Origin of the sequence: Ilumatobacter sp., from assembly GCF_039969435.1 — a bacterium.
Lineage (GTDB): Bacteria > Actinomycetota > Acidimicrobiia > Acidimicrobiales > Ilumatobacteraceae > Ilumatobacter_A.
Genome location: NZ_JBDVNU010000036.1, coordinates 575826 through 591470 on the forward strand (window position 1 = coordinate 575826; position 15645 = coordinate 591470).

19 protein-coding genes are annotated in these 15645 nt (G+C 68.3%); 6 read left to right on the forward strand and 13 right to left on the reverse strand.

All coding sequences use genetic code 11. The annotated features are described in order from the left end of the window. The 13 genes from ABJK40_RS19935 to sodN all read right to left on the reverse strand — a co-directional run bounded on the left by ABJK40_RS19935 (position 1) and on the right by sodN (position 10766). Entirely contained in the window at positions 1 to 879 is an 879-nt protein-coding gene (locus tag ABJK40_RS19935; protein ID WP_348481736.1) for a tRNA (adenine-N1)-methyltransferase, read from the reverse strand. Next, complete coding sequence (locus tag ABJK40_RS19940) at positions 876 to 1796, reverse strand: ATP-binding protein (protein WP_348481734.1); 921 nt, start codon at positions 1794 to 1796, stop codon at positions 876 to 878. Before ABJK40_RS19940 ends, ABJK40_RS19935 begins: the two co-directional genes overlap by 4 nt. Positions 1797 to 1841: 45 nt before the next feature. Then, positions 1842 to 2042, reverse strand: coding sequence for a MoaD/ThiS family protein (locus ABJK40_RS19945; protein ID WP_348481732.1), 201 nt, complete (start codon positions 2040 to 2042; stop codon positions 1842 to 1844). Between the two features lie 86 nt (positions 2043 to 2128). Beyond that, a complete protein-coding gene (locus ABJK40_RS19950) occupies positions 2129 to 2473 on the reverse strand; it encodes a hypothetical protein (RefSeq protein WP_348481731.1) in 345 nt (114 codons plus the stop codon). Next, positions 2473 to 2700: a hypothetical protein gene (locus tag ABJK40_RS19955; protein ID WP_348510382.1), complete on the reverse strand. Its 228-nt coding sequence runs from the start codon at positions 2698 to 2700 to the stop codon at positions 2473 to 2475. Before ABJK40_RS19955 ends, ABJK40_RS19950 begins: the two co-directional genes overlap by 1 nt. A 35-nt stretch (positions 2701 to 2735) precedes the next feature. Beyond that, positions 2736 to 3056, reverse strand: coding sequence for a hypothetical protein (locus ABJK40_RS19960; RefSeq protein WP_348481727.1), 321 nt, complete (start codon positions 3054 to 3056; stop codon positions 2736 to 2738). A gap of 32 nt (positions 3057 to 3088) precedes the next feature. After that, positions 3089 to 3703 (reverse strand): LON peptidase substrate-binding domain-containing protein, encoded by a 615-nt coding sequence (locus ABJK40_RS19965; protein WP_348481725.1) that lies wholly within the window; start codon positions 3701 to 3703, stop codon positions 3089 to 3091. Positions 3704 to 3708: 5 nt separating this feature from the next. Next, on the reverse strand, positions 3709 to 5292 hold the full coding sequence (locus ABJK40_RS19970; RefSeq protein WP_348481723.1) for a D-alanyl-D-alanine carboxypeptidase: 1584 nt from the start codon (positions 5290 to 5292) through the stop codon (positions 3709 to 3711). 21 nt (positions 5293 to 5313) lie between these two features. Continuing rightward, positions 5314 to 6858, reverse strand: coding sequence for a D-alanyl-D-alanine carboxypeptidase (locus ABJK40_RS19975; protein WP_348481721.1), 1545 nt, complete (start codon positions 6856 to 6858; stop codon positions 5314 to 5316). Then, the gene (locus ABJK40_RS19980; RefSeq protein ID WP_348481719.1) at positions 6855 to 9008 is read right to left on the reverse strand and encodes an acetate--CoA ligase family protein; all 2154 of its coding nucleotides are present in this window, start codon (positions 9006 to 9008) and stop codon (positions 6855 to 6857) included. Before ABJK40_RS19980 ends, ABJK40_RS19975 begins: the two co-directional genes overlap by 4 nt. A 112-nt stretch (positions 9009 to 9120) precedes the next feature. After that, positions 9121 to 9597, reverse strand: a complete 477-nt coding sequence (locus tag ABJK40_RS19985) for a PaaI family thioesterase (RefSeq protein WP_348481717.1) — start codon at positions 9595 to 9597, stop codon at positions 9121 to 9123. Further along, complete coding sequence (locus ABJK40_RS19990; RefSeq protein WP_348481715.1) at positions 9594 to 10214, reverse strand: TetR/AcrR family transcriptional regulator; 621 nt, start codon at positions 10212 to 10214, stop codon at positions 9594 to 9596. The genes ABJK40_RS19985 and ABJK40_RS19990 overlap by 4 nt, the downstream gene beginning before the upstream one ends. Positions 10215 to 10340: 126 nt before the next feature. After that, positions 10341 to 10766 (reverse strand): superoxide dismutase, Ni, encoded by a 426-nt coding sequence (sodN, locus tag ABJK40_RS19995; protein WP_348481713.1) that lies wholly within the window; start codon positions 10764 to 10766, stop codon positions 10341 to 10343. Positions 10767 to 10851: 85 nt separating this feature from the next. Here sodN and ABJK40_RS20000 point away from each other — a divergent pair, with 85 nt between their 5' ends. From ABJK40_RS20000 to tkt, 6 genes are all read left to right on the forward strand, one after another. Beyond that, positions 10852 to 11187, forward strand: a complete 336-nt coding sequence (locus ABJK40_RS20000) for a S26 family signal peptidase (RefSeq protein WP_348481711.1) — start codon at positions 10852 to 10854, stop codon at positions 11185 to 11187. A 116-nt stretch (positions 11188 to 11303) separates the two neighbouring features. Then, positions 11304 to 12053 (forward strand): redoxin domain-containing protein, encoded by a 750-nt coding sequence (locus ABJK40_RS20005; RefSeq protein ID WP_348481709.1) that lies wholly within the window; start codon positions 11304 to 11306, stop codon positions 12051 to 12053. A 46-nt stretch (positions 12054 to 12099) separates the two neighbouring features. Beyond that, a complete protein-coding gene (locus ABJK40_RS20010; RefSeq protein ID WP_348481708.1) occupies positions 12100 to 12732 on the forward strand; it encodes a hypothetical protein in 633 nt (210 codons plus the stop codon). A 14-nt stretch (positions 12733 to 12746) separates the two neighbouring features. Then, positions 12747 to 13145: a hypothetical protein gene (locus ABJK40_RS20015; protein WP_348481706.1), complete on the forward strand. Its 399-nt coding sequence runs from the start codon at positions 12747 to 12749 to the stop codon at positions 13143 to 13145. Positions 13146 to 13148: 3 nt separating this feature from the next. Continuing rightward, positions 13149 to 13637 (forward strand): SRPBCC family protein, encoded by a 489-nt coding sequence (locus ABJK40_RS20020; protein ID WP_348481704.1) that lies wholly within the window; start codon positions 13149 to 13151, stop codon positions 13635 to 13637. 50 nt (positions 13638 to 13687) lie between these two features. Continuing rightward, on the forward strand, positions 13688 to 15619 hold the full coding sequence (gene tkt, locus ABJK40_RS20025) for a transketolase (protein ID WP_348481702.1): 1932 nt from the start codon (positions 13688 to 13690) through the stop codon (positions 15617 to 15619). The last annotated feature ends 26 nt before the right edge of the window (positions 15620 to 15645 follow it).

Consider the following 15645-nt stretch of genomic DNA (forward strand, 5'->3'; position numbering starts at 1 on the left):
TCAGCCTGCGGCGTCGGTGCGGCCCTTGCCGAGGAACCGGGCGACGCTGAGGAACCCGGTGTGGGCGACCATGCGATGGTCGGGGCGGACCGCCTGGCCCTCGATGTGCCAGCCGCGATGGAGCACCTCGATGGTGCGAGCGTCGATCCACTTGCCCTTCATCGTCTCGCGCACCTGAGCGGCCTGCGTGATCGACGGCGTGTACGCGAGCAGGATCCCGCCCGGACGCAGCGCGAACTCGGCGTGCGGGACGACCTGCCAGGGTTCGGGCAGGTCGAGCACGACCCGGTCGAACGTGCCGTGGGCTGCGTCGATGCCGTCGTAACTGCTGGCGATGTGGACGTCGTAGCGCTCGAGCGCCTCCTCGCCGAGGAACCCGCGGACGTTGGCCTTGGCCCGATTGGCGAAGTCCTCACGGATCTCGTACCCCGTGATGTGCGCCCCGTAGCGCAGCATCATGGTCGACAGCGCCCCCGACCCGACGCCGCTCTCGAACACGCGCATCCCGGGGCCGATGTCGGCGAGCATGCAGATCGGCGCGAGGTCCTTGGGGTAGATGACCTGGGCACCCCGAGGCATCTCGATGACGAAGTCCTCGAGCGTCGGACGCAACACGATGTACTCGGCGCTCTTCGTCGAGCGCACGCGACACCCCTCGGGCTGCCCGATGATGTCGGCGTGCCGGACGAACCCGGCGTGGCTGTGGAACTCACCGTCGTCGGCGAGGTCGATCAGGTAGCGACGCTTCTTCACGTCCAGCAGGACCGCTTTGTCGTCGGCACGAAAGGCGTTGACCTCGTCGCCGGCCATCACCGGGTTCGTCGCCGTTGCAACCGCCGTCTCGGCGGCCGTGTCGTTCGCCGTCATCTCGTCACTCATCGTCGTCCTCGCTTCCCCAACACCAGTTCCACCGGTACGGGTTCGTGTGCGCCGGCCGTTGCGACCAACCGACAGAAGGCGCAGACCTCTCCGGTCGTGGGGGCGCCACAGCGATCGCAGTGGCGCAGTTCTCCTTGGGCGGCTGCGGTCTGGCCGGCGAGCAGCGGCGCCATGTTGTCGATGAAGTTGAGGTAGAACGCCGATTTGGTGCTCGGTGACTCCTTCTCGATCGCGTTCAGCACGTCCTTGTGGTGCAGGTGCCGGTTGCCCGCAGCGATGGGGCACTCCTCGACCAGGTAGTCGATTCCCCTGATCAGGCACCATGCGGCGGTCTCGCGCTCGGTGAGACGGACCAACGGCTTGGCCTTGCGGGGAAAGCCGTTGGCGGCTTCCAGCACGGGGAGTTGGCGAGCGAGGTAGTCGACGTCCCAGTGCAGGACGTTGCCGAGCAGCACGGCGGCCTCGTCGTCGAGGTTGTGGCCGGTGACCACGACGTCGTACCCACCGTCGATGGCGGCCTTGTCGAAGAGGTGCCGCTTGGACATCCCGCACGCGGAACACGGCACCCGCTTGGTCGCCCGGGCCGCCGTCGGGACGTCGTAGCCGTAGTCCTCGCGCAAGTCGACGGTGACGAGGTGCAGCCCGCGTTCCTCGGCGAAGGCTCGGACGTACGTACCGGATTCCTCCGAGTAGTCACCGATCCCGAGGCCGACGTAGAAGCCGTCCGCCTGGTAGCCGGCTTCGATCAGCATGTCCCACACCGCGAGGGAGTCCTTGCCCCCACTGACGGCGACGAGGATGCGATCGTCGGGACCGAACATCGAATAGTCGTCGATCGCCTTGGCCATCTGACGTCGACAGAGCTGCAGCAGGTGTTCGGCACAGAAGTTTGCGTTGTGACGCGGCAGATCGATCACGGCGGGCGCCTTGCAGGCCCGGCACTTCGAACCCGAGACGGGCACCTACGACGCTCCACCCGAGATGACCGGGCGGATCTCGATCACGTCGTCGTCGGCGAGGCGGGCGTCGCCGGGAACGAGGGTGCCGTTGCAGATGACCAGGTGCGATTCGCGGACGAGGTCGAGGTCGTCGAGCAGGCGGTTCACCGTCTGCCCGGCGGGCATCTCGACCTCCCGCTTCGGATTGCGCATCTTCACCAACATCGGCCGTCCAGGCTACGGCCCGGAACCAACCTGGTCACACACATCCACGATGGATGTCGCCGACTCGGTTCGGACCCGATGCCCCGCTACTTGGACTTGACGACGATCTTGGCGTCGGGGTTCTTGCGGCGAGCGTCGGCGACGGCGGCCGCGATGATGGCGCTCCTGGCGGCCTTCGTGGTCATGCCCGAGGCCTTGCGTTGCTTCTTCGTGGGGGGCTTGGCGTTGATGACGTTGACGAAGCCGTTCGATCCGACCTTCCACGTGCCGAGATTCTCCGGCTGCTTGCCGAAGAACTTCTTGATCGTCGACTTGCCGAACACCCAGCCGGCGATGACCTTCCAGAACAGGCTCGGCCCGAAGACGCCCTTGCGCAGCGCGGTCTGACGGATGACGTAGGCAGGACGGAACGCGCGAGGAAGCAGCGCCATCAGACCCGGCGGATCTCGACGATGGCGCTCTTCTTCTTCCCGGAGCGCTTGCCGAGGAGGAACATGATGATCATCAGCACCATCCCGGCGCCGCCGACGACCGTGGCGATCGACGTCTTCTGGTCCTCGACCTTGCCCTGGATGTCGCCCTGGAACGCCTGCAGCTTCTCGCGCAGGTCGTCCGGCGTGATCTTGGTGGTTTCGGCGGGTGCGGTCTTCTTGGCCATGGTGGTCCCCGTCACTCTCTTTCTTCTTCGAGCTTCTACTTGGGTTCTCTGTTGAGCGTCGACTTCTTGATGCGCAACAGTGTCAACGCGAGCAACCCCAACGTGACGATCAACGTGATCCCGTAGGCGGCCCACGACAGCGAGCCGGTTGCGAGGCGGTCGGCCTCGGTCTGGATCAGGCGCAGGAGCCCGAGCAGCACGATCATCAGCCCGAGGCCCATCGCGAACGCCGCCGCCGCGCCGTAGGCCAACCATCGCCCGACGCCCTTGAGCGGGCCGACCGTCTCCTGCTTGGCGTAGGTCTTGACGAAGTCGATGACCTCGCCGAGGGACGCGTCCTGCTTGCTGTCTGGCACGTCTTGTTTCTATCAGACGATGCGGCGGATGGTCAGGAGAGACGGAACTTGAGCATGGCCTCGACGTCGTCGAGCACCTCGTCGAGCACGTCGAGGCGTCGTCTGGGTCCGTCGGCGCACAGCAACCGATAGCGGTCCGCAGGCCCGATCGGTGCCAGCGATGCCAGGTGGTACGTCGCCACGAGAGGGTCGTCGGCGATCTCGGTCTCGCCGAGGTCGACGTGCACGTCGCCGAGTTCCATCGCCATCGTCAGGGCTGCGCGCACCCGGGCGTGGGTCGCGGCCACGTCGAGCGCCAGGCCCGGCGGGTCGGGATCGACGTCGGGGTAGTCGTCGACGTCGGCGAGCGGGTACGGGTCGTCCGGCAACCAGGCGTTGACCCGGATCCGACGCACGCCGACCGCGACGATCGCGTACCGCTCCTCGTCGAGGGCTTCGACCTGGAGCATCTGGGCCACGGTTCCCACGGTCGCCCGCGCGTCACCACCGCCCGCTTCGCTGCCGTGCGTGATCAGGGTCTGGCCGAACTCCGGGGTGCCGTCGGCCTGGAGGCAGTCGATCACCATCTGCCGGTAGCGCGGCTCGAACACGTGCAGCGGCAGCACGCCACCGGGCAGAAGCACCGAACCGAGGGGGAACATGGGCATCACGCTCATCTCGGCCCCAGGACGTCGGTGCCCGGACCCGCCGGGTAGGTGGCGACCCTCTCCCCGAACGCCGACCAGATCGTGCGGTACACGTTCTCGTCACCGGCTCCCTCGACGTTCAACACGACGGCGAACTCGATGGTGCCGGTCGTATCCTCGCTGCCGGGAAGGGGGTCCACCACTCCCGCGAGCGCCTTGACCCCGGTCAGCGTCCCCGTCTTCCCTCGGAGCCGGCCGGCCATGACCGTGGCCGTGAACTCGTCTCGCAGCGTTCCCGTCTCCGCCGCAACCGGAAGCCCCGCCTCCACGGGTGTCCCTCGGCCCAGGTGGACGATGTCGAGGAGTGCCGAGCAGGTGGCCCGGTTCTGGTTGCTCAACCCGGAGCCGTCGCGGAACGTGACACCGGTCAGGTCGACACCGAGTTCGCCGATCGTCCGGGTCATCGCCTCGAGGCCCGCAGCCCTCGTTCCCTGGCCCGAAGCAGCGAATCCGATCTCCTTGAGCAGCATCTCGGCGGTGTTGTCGTCGCTCGTGAGCAACATCTCGCCGACGATCGCACTCAGGGGTTCGGACTCCACGGTGGCCACGACGGGAACCAGCGTGGATGCGATGCCGCTCCCCCACCCGTTGTCGACGCGGATCCCCCGGTCGTTCAGGAGTCGGGCGAACTCCCGTGCAGCGCCCTCGTTCGGGTCGTCCTGGCGGCCCGAGCGGCCCAGCACGCGGGCATCGTTCGCGAGCAGGGCGTCGTAGGGGCCCGCCTCGATGAAGGGCACGTCGTCGGCCCACTCGTCGATCACCCATTCGTCGTCGTAGCGCGAGCCGTCACCGATCACCGTCCCGCGGATGCGGGTGATCCCCGCATCGACCAACGCATCGGCGAGCACGTCGAACGAGGTCGTGTTCACCGCCGGTTGGCCGTCGTCGGTGATCGGGTAGTCGTCGCTCGTGAGCAGCGGGTCACCGCCACCGATCAGGTAGATGTCGCCGTCGACCACCCCCTCCTGCGCGGGCGGAACCGCGACGGAGGTGGCGAAGCGGAAGTCGGGTCCGAGGATCTGGAGTGCAGCGGTCGCGACGAACAGTTTCTGGTTGCTCGCCGGGATGACGGGCACGTCGGGGTTCGCGACCGCCACGGTCACCCCGTCCACGGCGACCGCCGCACACGAGCTCGGCCCGATGAACCCGAAGAGCGGCGCGAGGTCGGCTTCGAGTTGTCCGGCGCTCGCCACCGTGCCGACCGTGCGAGGTGCTCGACGGAAGTCGAACAGCGAGGTGGCGAGGACCGGATCGAGCACGTCGAACCCGTCGATGTCCTCGAGGTCGTCGTCGGTGGGCTCCTCGTCGGCACCGGCGAGGCGTCCGTCGAGGTCCGCGTCGAGCAGCCCCTGGGTCCCCCGACTGTCCTCGTAGGCGTCGGCCTCGCCGTCGGCCCACCTGTGCAGTACGAACAACCCGACCGCCGGGAGCAGGGCGAGCGCGAGCAGGGCGAGGAGCGGTGACCGCGGGTAGCGCACCGGCTCGGCCACGAGGTCGATGTTCGACGTGCCCCACTGGCCGTCGTCGAACTCGTCGAAGTCGTCGCTCACCGCCCCCATCATGGCCCGTGGTCAGCGAAGTCCGACGTCGGCCGGGGAGGCGCCGGACGGATACGTGTCGAGCGTGTCGGCGAGTGCGCTCCACACCGGTCGGTACTCGCTCTGGTCGGAGATCGTGGGGCCGTTGAGGACGAGCGCGAATTCCACCGCTCCGCCGCCGTCGACGGGAAGGTAGCCGGCCAGCGCCTTGACCGCCGGCGGGTCCTGGTTGAACGGCGGGTTGTTCAACGTGCCGGTCTTGCCCAGGAGGCGGCCGGCCACGGCGCTGTCGACGAAGGCGTCGGACAGGGTGCCCGTCTCGGCCGCCACCGGGAGCGCCGCGCCGATCGTGTCGGTCGGCCCGCTGCGCTGGAGTACCGCGACGAGCGCGTCGCAGGTGAGCCGGTTGTCGAGACTCAGCCCCGACCCGTCGGCCAGCACGATGTCCTTCGTGTCGACACCCCACGCCGCCAGCTGCTCGGCCATCGCTGCGAGGCCGGCCTGACGGGTCCCTTCCTCTCCTCCCGATGCTTCGAGACCGATCTCCTTGACGAGCAGCTCGGCGGTGTTGTTGTCGCTGTTCGTCAGCATCTCGGCCACCACGCCCGTCAGCGGGACCGAGTCGATCGAGGCCACCTCGGAGGGCTCGCCGGCGAAGGCGGCTGCCGAACCGACGCCGGGTTCGCCGTCGACGACGACGCCTCGATCGCGCAGGAGGCGTGTGAACTCGCGTGCCGCCGCGCTGTTGGAGTTGTCGCCACGCTGGTCCTCGCCCAGGACGCGTGCGTCGTTGGCCATCAGCGCGTCGTACGGGCCCGCTTCGAGACCCGCCACGCCGTTGCCCCATCCAGGAGCGAAGAACTCGTCGTCGTACCGGGATCCGTCGCCGAGGACGGCACCGGTGATCTGGGTGATCCCGGCCGCCTGCACGCGGTCGGCCAACGAATCGAGCGACGTGGGGTCGAACACCGGTCGCCGTTCCAGGCCCGATGCCGGGTACCAGTCCGACGACAGCAACGGATCGCCTCCACCGAGCAGGACGAGGTCGCCCTGGACCACGCCGTCGACGGGAGCATCGTCGACGACGACGCGCGTCGTGAACACGTGGTCGTCACCGAGCAGTTCGAGCGCCACGGCCGCCACGATGATCTTCTGGGTGCTGGCGGGGATCACGGCCAGGCCGCCGTTGACCGCACCCACCGGGTTGCCGTCGACGGACACCGTGGCGCAGCTGCGGTCGTTGATCGTGGCGAGGAAGGGAGCCGTGTCGGCCACGAACTGTTCGACGTTGAGCCCGCGTGACACGAGCGCGGGCATGCGTCGGAACGTGAGCATCGAGTTGGCCAACGGCTCGTCGGGCAGCGGCGGGGCGACCAGCGTGGTGGGTGGAGGCGGAGCGGCGACGTTGTCGTCGATCTTCGAACTCGACCACACGAAGAGCGCGTACAACGCCAGTGCGGGCACGACGGCGAACATCCCGAGCACGACGAGTGGCCCGATCCCGCGCCGTCGCCTCCGGGGTCCGCGTGGCGGCTCGCGCTCGGCGAGGCGCGTCATCGCATCGGGAGGGCGGTTCACGACGAACGCGCTCGGAGGTACTCGACTCGTCGCAGCATGTGGCCCAGCGCGACGACCGCCCGTTCCCCGCTGGGATAGCAGAGGCGACCCGTCGCGCGGACGGCCACGGGCCCGGCGTTCGACGGGTCGGCGACGGCGAGTTCGGTCGACGTGAGGATCGGCTTGCCGGTCTGCACGCTCAACTCGTGTGCGGCCTCGGCGAAACGAGTGTCCTGACGCTCGTGGTACTCGACGATGCGTCCGATCCCGTGGTCGGGGTAGAACCTCCCCTGACGCATCATCTGCGCCTGGTTCGACTGGATGCCCAGCCCGAGGTAGACGATCGAGTGGACGTCGGGGTGTGTGGCCACGAGTTCCATGATCTCCGGGATCGTGTCGCGCGTCTCGCCGCCGGCACAGTCGATCGGGTTGTTGCGGCTCCAGCGCGCCGGCAGCTTGGCGTCGATGGCCGCCTTCAGGTCGTCGGGCAGGTCCATCAGCACGAGGTCGCGGTCGCGTGTGATCGCGTCGGCGGTCACCACGCCCCACCCACCCACGGTGGTGAGCACGACGACGTTGGGTCCGGCCGGAAGCGGCTGCGTGGCGAACGTGGCGGCGGCCTCGAACGCGGACTCGATGCTGTCGGCACGCGTCAGGCCGGCTGCGCGGCATGCGCCGTCGAAGACCTTGTCGTCGGCTGCCAATGCGCCGGTGTGACTCGCTGCCGCGGCTGCACCACCCTCGGTGGCTCCGCCCTTCACGATCACGAGCGGCTTGCGAGCGGCGACGCCGGCGAGGCGGTCCATCAGGCCCCGCCCGTCGGTGATGCCCTCGAGGTAGGCGAGCCCGACGGTGGTCGCGTCGTCGTCGGCGAAGAAGTCGAGGTAGTCGGCGACACCGACCGCAGCCGCGTTGCCCGCTGACACCGCACGGCTGATCCCGACCCCGGTGGCCCTCGAATGGTTGAGGAAGCTCGACACGAAGTTGCCCGACTGGCTCGCCACACCGATCGAGCCCGCAGGCGGGTACGGCGCCACGATCTGCACGCACATGTCGACCGGAGTACTGACGACGCCCTGCCCGTTCGGGCCTGCGAGCAGGATCCCGAGTTCGTCGGCGAGCGCCACGAGGTCACGCTGCGCCGCGATGCCGGCCTCTCCGGCCTCTCCGTAGCCCGCGGAGGTGAGGAAAGCGGCCCGGACGCCCTTCGCTGCGCACGCGCGGAGGAGATCGGGGTTCGTCGACGCAGGTGTGCACACGAAGACGAGATCGATCTCACCGTCGGGCAGCGACTCGATGTCGGCCACGGTGTCGACTCCGAGCACGTTCTCGCCCTTCAGGTTCGTCCCGAAGACCTTGCCGGCGTACCCGTTGGACAACAAGTTGTGCAACGACACGAAACCGAACTTGCCCGGATGTGTCGACGCCCCGGTCACGAGCACGCCGCGCGGCTCGAACAACGCACGGAACTGCTCGTCGGTCGGCCTCGGACGCAAGGTGGCCGTGCGGACCGACGGCTCACCGATCTCGACCAGCCCGTCCACGGCGATCACGTGCCCGGACGGATCGACGATGAGCGGGTTGATGTCGATGCTCGTGATGTCGTCTCGTTCGGCTGCCAGACGTCCGAGTCCGACCAGCAGGTCGACCAACTGGCCGCGATCGACAGCGGCTTCTCCGCGGAACTCACCGAGCAGCTTCTGCGTCGCCAACCCGTCGATCATGTCGTGAGCGGTCGCCGCATCGAGTGGTGCCGGGCGGAACACGACGTCGGCGACAGCTTCGGCGAGGATCCCGCCGACGCCCAGCATCACCATCGCCCCGAACTGGGCGTCGCGCACGATGCCCGCGATCAGCTCGCGGTTGCCCGACACCATCGGTGCGACCAGAACGTCGACATCACCGTCGTCGGGGCGAGCCGCGGCGAGCAGTTCCGACGCGGCCGCCTCGACGGCAGCGCGGTCACCGAGGCGGAGCTTGACCAACCCGCGCTCGGTCTTGTGTGCGATCGCGTCGCCGTTGAGCTTCGCCACGACCGGGTAGCCGATCTCGTCGGCGGCATCGCCCGCCTCGACGGCGGAACCCACGAAACGCTCGGCGGCGATCGGGACGCCGTGCGCAGCGAGGAGCGCCTTGGATGCGCGTTCGGACAGAGTCGAGGAGAGGGTCATCGACGCCGATCGTAGTTTCGGCCGACCGCCGGCCACCGGCATCGCCGGCGAGATCGCCGGCGCTCTCCGCTGCGTGCGGGTCCCGGACCGACCCCGGCGGGGACGTTCGAGGTCAGCGCAGGGGCGAGACGGAGTACGTGAGGACGCTCTTGGCGAGCAGGTCGCCGGAGGTGGCGCCGAACGCCTCGGATTCACAGAACACGGTGCGGCGGCCCCGACGCGTCACCCATCCCTCCGCGACGGCGTCCTCGGCCTTGTCGCCACCGACGATCCCACGCATGAACTGCACGTGCATGTCCACGGTCGAGAAGTTCTGGCCGGCGTCCAGCACCGCACCCACCGCCGGGACCATCACGTGGTCCAAGAGCGATGCGAAGGCCCCGCCGTGCATGAACCCGGCGGCCTGCAACAGTTCCTCGCGGAACGGCAGACGCATCCGGCAGTAGTCGACCCGGACGTCCTCGACGACCATGCCCAGCAGCATCGGATACGTGGTCGTGCCGGACGTGCCGAAGCGCATCCACCGATCGGTGGTCGCGCGGTCGAGTGGCTCGTACGCGTCGGCTCGGGTGGGGGTGAAACCGTTCATGCGGGGTGCTCCAGGGCGGATCGGAAGAATTCGATGATGTGGGACCTTCGTCGCGCGAGCGACGCCTCCGTCAGCGGGCTCTCGTCCAGCAGCCCTTCGAGGAACGGCGCGTCGGAGAAGTAGCTGAGCAACGCCCCGTACCCGGTGAGCAGCAACTGAGCGGCATCCTGGTCGCGGAACACGCCGGCGGCCATCTCACGCTCGAAGTAGTCGACCGCCTCGTCGAACAACGGGCGGAGGGTCGCTGCGAGATCGATCGCCAGGTGGCTTCCGCCGTCGATCGCCTCGCGACGCATCAGCGTCACGTATGCAGGGTTGTCGGCGAAGAACCCGAACCCTGCGTCGAGCACCTGCTCCACCTTCTCCAGACCCTGCGACGGAGCCGTGATCGAATCGGCGAGGCGGGAGAACCAGTCCGACAGCAACTGTTCGAACACCTCCTCGTACAACGCCTCCTTCGACGCGAAGTGGTGCAACAGGCTCGGACGCCGGATTCCCACCTCGGCGGCGATGTCGTTCAGGGAGGTGGAGCTGTAACCGGCGTGGGCGAAGCACTGGCGCGCCGCATCGAGAATCTGCTCGCGTGTCGAGCGAGCGTCCGCGACTTCGTGCGACATACCCACCGCACGCTATCCATCGGGTTCGTCAGACCGAGACCGTCTACGGGTCCCTCGAGGGCGGGGAGCCGAAAACGTACGAACCCGCCGCGCACGAAGGCGACGGCGGGTCCGAGGAATCGTGGTTCAGCTCGACGGCGGGTACACGCCCATGCCGGCGGCCTTCTCAGTGCTCCAGAAGATCTCGGCGATCTGGTCGATCAGTTCGACCAGCTTCTCGCCGGCGGCCGGATCCATGGTCTTCTTCGCTTCGCCCGCCTGGTGGATCGCATCCCAGAACAGCTGGTGCAGGTTCGGGTGCTCCTCGAAGTGGGCAGGAGCGAAGAAGTCGGCCCACAGCACCATCAGGTGGTGCTTGGTCTCCTCGGCTCGGGCCTCCTTGATCGAGATGCAGCGGGCACGGAAGACCTCGTCGTCGGACTCGGCGTACTTCTTCGCGGTCTTCACGACCGACAGCGCTTCGATCTTGGCCTGAGCCGGGTCGTACACCCCGCAGTAGAGGTCGCAGTGAGCGTGGGCGGTGGTGGCGGACGCAAAGAACTTGGCGAACATGTGTGTCTCCTTCGAGGGACGATCGGAATGTGGGACAACCGTCGGGTTGCCCGACGGTCGACAGAGCGAAACCTACACTGCACGGGTGAGCGCGTCACCACTCCGCTCCATCAGTTCACCCTGGCGTCGTGTCCGTCGTTTCGTGGTGGCGGATCGTTCGATGGAGCCGACCCTCGTCCACGGCCAGGGCCTGATCGCGATCTCGGCGATGCGTGCGACGCCCGGTCAGTTGCGTTGCCTCGAGCATCCCGCGCAGCCGGGGTTCTGGCTCGTCAAACGGGTCGAGTCGGTCGACGGGACCACCATGCGCGTGATGTCCGACAACGTCGACGTCGACGCCGTCGACTCGCGCCGCTTCGGTCCGGTGCCGGTCGCCGGTTCGTATCGCGTCGTGCTGACGGTTCCTCGCCGTCTGATGTGAACCCGGTCGAGTTCCGGTCCGACCGAATCGACGACATTCGGACGGTGCCGGCTGTTTCGCGAACGGTTCGCTGGCGTTCCCGGCGGCGTGCGGAGTGAACTGCGACACTCGTCGGCATGGACGCACGCCGCATCGCCGCCGTCATCTCGCTCGGGCTCGTCGGTGCCGTCGTGGTCGGCCTGGTGGCCACCTCGGGTGACGGATCCGACGCCGACGTGGAGGCATCCGTGGAACAGGAACCGTCGGACACCTCGATCGACGACTCCGTTGCGGCGCCGACGGCGGAACCCGTGGTCGACGCAGCGGGCGACACGGTCGTCGATTCGACTGCACCGGTGGCGACGGACGCCGCACCCGGCGCGGTTGTCGCGACCGCACCGCCCACCACGCTCGATCCGAACACTCCCGACCTCCCCGATCGGGGGCCGCATCCCGAGTTCCTCGACGTGCAGGAGTGGCTCCAGACCGACGCGACGTCGTTCGAGGACTTCGACGGCAAGGTCCTCGCCGTCCAGTTCTGGACCTTCGGGTGCAGCAACTGCCAGGCCACGTACGAGCACATGCGCGACCTCCACGCGAAGTACGCAGGTGACGACTTCGAGGTGATCGGCGTCCACGCCCCCGAGTTCGACCACGAACGCGACGTGGACTCGGTGGCCGCCGCCGCCCGGGACAACGGGCTCGTCTGGCCGATCGCCATCGACAACGAGAAGTTGAACTTCCGTTCGTGGCAGGAACGCCGGTTCTGGCCGCGCCTGTTCCTGATCGACGCCGACGGCAACGTCCGCTACGACCACATCGGCGAAGGCGCCTACGACGAGATCGACGCCGCCGTCGGTGCGCTGATCGACGAGAAGAACGCCTGAGCTTCCGACCGTCCGACGTCGTCCCACCGGACACCAGGAGATTTCCGTGATCGATGCATTCGTCGAGGGGGTCCGATCCATCGTCCAGGTCTGCCACCTGGTGATCATCGCCCCGGTCGCGTCGACCATCCTGGCGGCGCGGGGACGATGGCAGGCAGCGGCGGGGGCGGTCACCGGTGTCGTGCTCGGCGGGTGGTTCTTCACCACGAACCGATTCGGCAACATCACCGACACCCAGTTGCGGATCACCGCCACGCTGCTGATCGTCGCCGTCGTCTCCCTCGGCTTCCCCGGTCTGTTCCGGCGTGAGCATCCGAGGTGGACGGCCGGCGTCGGCGACGTCGTCGGGTCCCCCGTCGCGACCTTCGGGATCGTCGCGCTCGTCGCGACGATGGTGACACAGTGGTGGCGCCCGTGCGTCGGCGAGGAACTCGGCTCGATCCTCACCCGAGGACCGCGCGACCCGTGGGGCCAGTTCCTGCCCTCGGCCGGCTTCATGCTCGGGATCGCCACACCGTTGATCCTGCTCGGTCTCGTGTTCGCGGCCGTCAGACCGAAGGAAGCGGTCACCGACACACTGGCGTGGGTCGGATCGGGACTCACGCTCGTGCTCGCGACGTCGGTCATCGCCGGCCAGCACGGCGAGATCGTGTCCCGCCTGTTCCAGTGGAGCCAGTAGCTACCCTCGGCGCCATGCAGATCGTGGCAGCCGTCTTCGTCGAGAACTTCGAGATGCGTGAAGCGCCGGGTCCGTCGACACGGATCGACATGACCGGGATCATGTTCTCCCAGGCCGCCACTCAGGCGGTCCCGCTCACCCTCAGCCCGCACCTGGTCGCCCTGATCTTCTGCCCCGAGGGTCAGTCGGGATCCGGCGTGTTCGAGGTCGTGTTCCGTCGAGGGCTCGACGAGGAGTCCGAGCAGGTTGCCCGCAACGTCAGCCCGTTCACCGTCGAGCCCGGCAAGTTCACGTACCGCCTCGTCAAGGGGGAACTCGACTTCGAGGAGTACGGACAGATCTTCGCCCACTGCCGGGTGGACAAGAACCCGTTCACCGTCGTTCCGTTCACGCTCCTGCCGCCGGTCGACTGACCGGTGCCGAGGATCGAGGTCTCCCACGACGTGCCGGTCGACACCGCGACGGCATTCGCCGTGTCGCAGACGCACGGGCAGGTGCGCCTCCAGTGGGACCCGTTCATCAGACGCCAGCACCTCGTCGGTGCCGACACCCCGGCCAAGGGCGTGCAGACGAGGACGGTCTCCCGCCACGGCCTGAAGATGCTCACCGAGTACGTGTCGTTCCGCTCCCCCACCCAGGTCGGCATGAAGATTCTCGAAGGGCCGTGGTTCTTCGCCAACTTCGCCGCCGGCTGGACCTTCGTTCCGGTCGATCCCGACGACCCGACGGCGGGAACGCACGCCACGTGGCGCTACACCTTCACGACCCGGCCCGCCTGGTTGTCACCCGTCGCCGACCGGATCGGCACGTGGCTCCTGCGGCGTGACATCGAAGCGCGCATCGCCGCCTACGCCGGCGCCTGCACGAACCCCGCGGTCCTCGCAGCGATCGACGACGGGCTCTGACCGACGGCGGACCGACGGACCCCGCGGCGGGATCCAGTACCCTCGCCCGCGTGCCGTTGACACCAGAACAGGACTCGAACGCCGTCTCACTGATCCGGGGCTTCTCGATGGATGGGCCCCTCGCCGCGAACAGCGGCCACCAGGGAACCGGCATGGCGCTGGCGCCGCTCGCCCATGTGCTCTACAGCCGGGTGATGAACCACGACCCCGCCGACCCGCACTGGGCCGACCGTGACCGTTTCGTGCTGTCGAACGGTCACGTCTCGATCATGCAGTACGCGATGCTGTTCCTGAACGGGTACGGGCTCGAGGTCGACGACATCGAGAACTTCCGGCAGTGGGGCTCCAAGACCCCGGGTCACCCCGAGGTCGGCCACACCGACGGCGTCGAGGTCACCACCGGACCGCTCGGCCAGGGGTTCGCCAACGCCGTGGGGATGGCGATCGCCGAAGCGAACCAACGCGCCCGCTTCGGCGCCGACCACGTCGACCACTACACCTACGTCATCGCCGGAGACGGGTGCATGATGGAAGGCATCAGCCACGAGGCCGCCGACCTCGCCGGCCATCTCGGCCTCGGTCACCTGATCTGCATCTTCGACGACAACAAGATCACCATCGACGGCGAGACCGACCTCACCACGAGCGTCGACATGGGCGCCCGTTTCCGGGCCTACGGGTGGGACGTCGTGGAACTCGACGGGATCGCCGACGACCTCGACGCCCTCGAGGCGGCGCTGGACGCCGCGAAGCAGACCGACCGGCCGTCGTTCCTGATGCTGCGCACGCACGTCGCCCACCCCTCGCCGAAGTGGGAGGACGATCACAGCGCCCACGGCAACCCGTTCACCGCCGAGGACGTCACCGAGACCAAAGCGGTCATGGGAATCCCCGACGAGGCGTTCTGGGCACCCGACGACCTCGTCGCGGCGTACCGCGCCCACGCTGCCGAACGCGCCGCTGACTCCAGGAGCGCGCGCTCCGCCCCGAGCGGCCCCGACTGGGACGCAGCGACGGCCCTCACGGGCCTCGACGGCTGGGACTCCGACCTGCCGACCTACGAGCAGGGTGATTCGGTCGCCACCCGGAAGGCCATCCAGGCAGCGCTCGACGCCACCTACGCGAACCTTCCCGGACTGATGACGGGCTCGGCCGACCTGAAGGGCAGCAACGGCGTCGCACTCGACGAGTCGCACCCGTTCTCCTCCCAGGCTCCCGACGGCCGGTACCTCCACTTCGGCATCCGCGAGCACGCGATGGGCGCGATCGCCATCGGCCTGGCCGAACACGGCGGCGTGCTCCCGGTGACGGCGACGTTCTTCGTCTTCGCCGACTACATGCGCCCGCCGATCCGCCTCGCCGCGCTGTCCGGCGTCAAGGTCTGCTTCGTCTTCACGCACGACTCCGTCGGCGTCGGCGAGGACGGCCCCACCCATCAACCGGTCGAACAACTCGCCTCGCTGCGTGCGATTCCAGGCCTCCACGTCGTGCGACCCGCCGACGCCAACGAGACGATCCAGGCGTGGGCCGACATCGTGCGCCACGACGGCCCGTCGGCGCTGATCCTCAGCCGGCAGAACATCACCGTCACCACCGACGGCTCCGCCGTGGCGACCGGCGCCGGCATCGTCCGCCCTGCGACCTCCCCGCAGGTGGTCCTCGTCGGCACCGGGAGCGAGGTCTCACTGTGCGTCGAGGCCGCCGAGGTGTTGGACGGTGAGGGAATCTCGGCTCAGGTCGTGTCGATGCCCAGCTGGGACCGCTTCGACGAACAGGACGCCGAGTTCTGGGCGAGCGTGTTCCCCGACGACGTCCCGGTTCTGTCCGTCGAGGCCGGGGTGTCGATGGGGTGGGCGAAGTACGCCGACGACTCCGTCGCGATCGATCGTTTCGGTGCCAGTGCGCCGGGCAGTCTCGTCCTCGACAAGCTCGGCATGAACGTGGACAACGTGGTCGCCCACGCCACGGCACTCATCGACTGAGCTGATCGACCCGTTCCCACACCCGA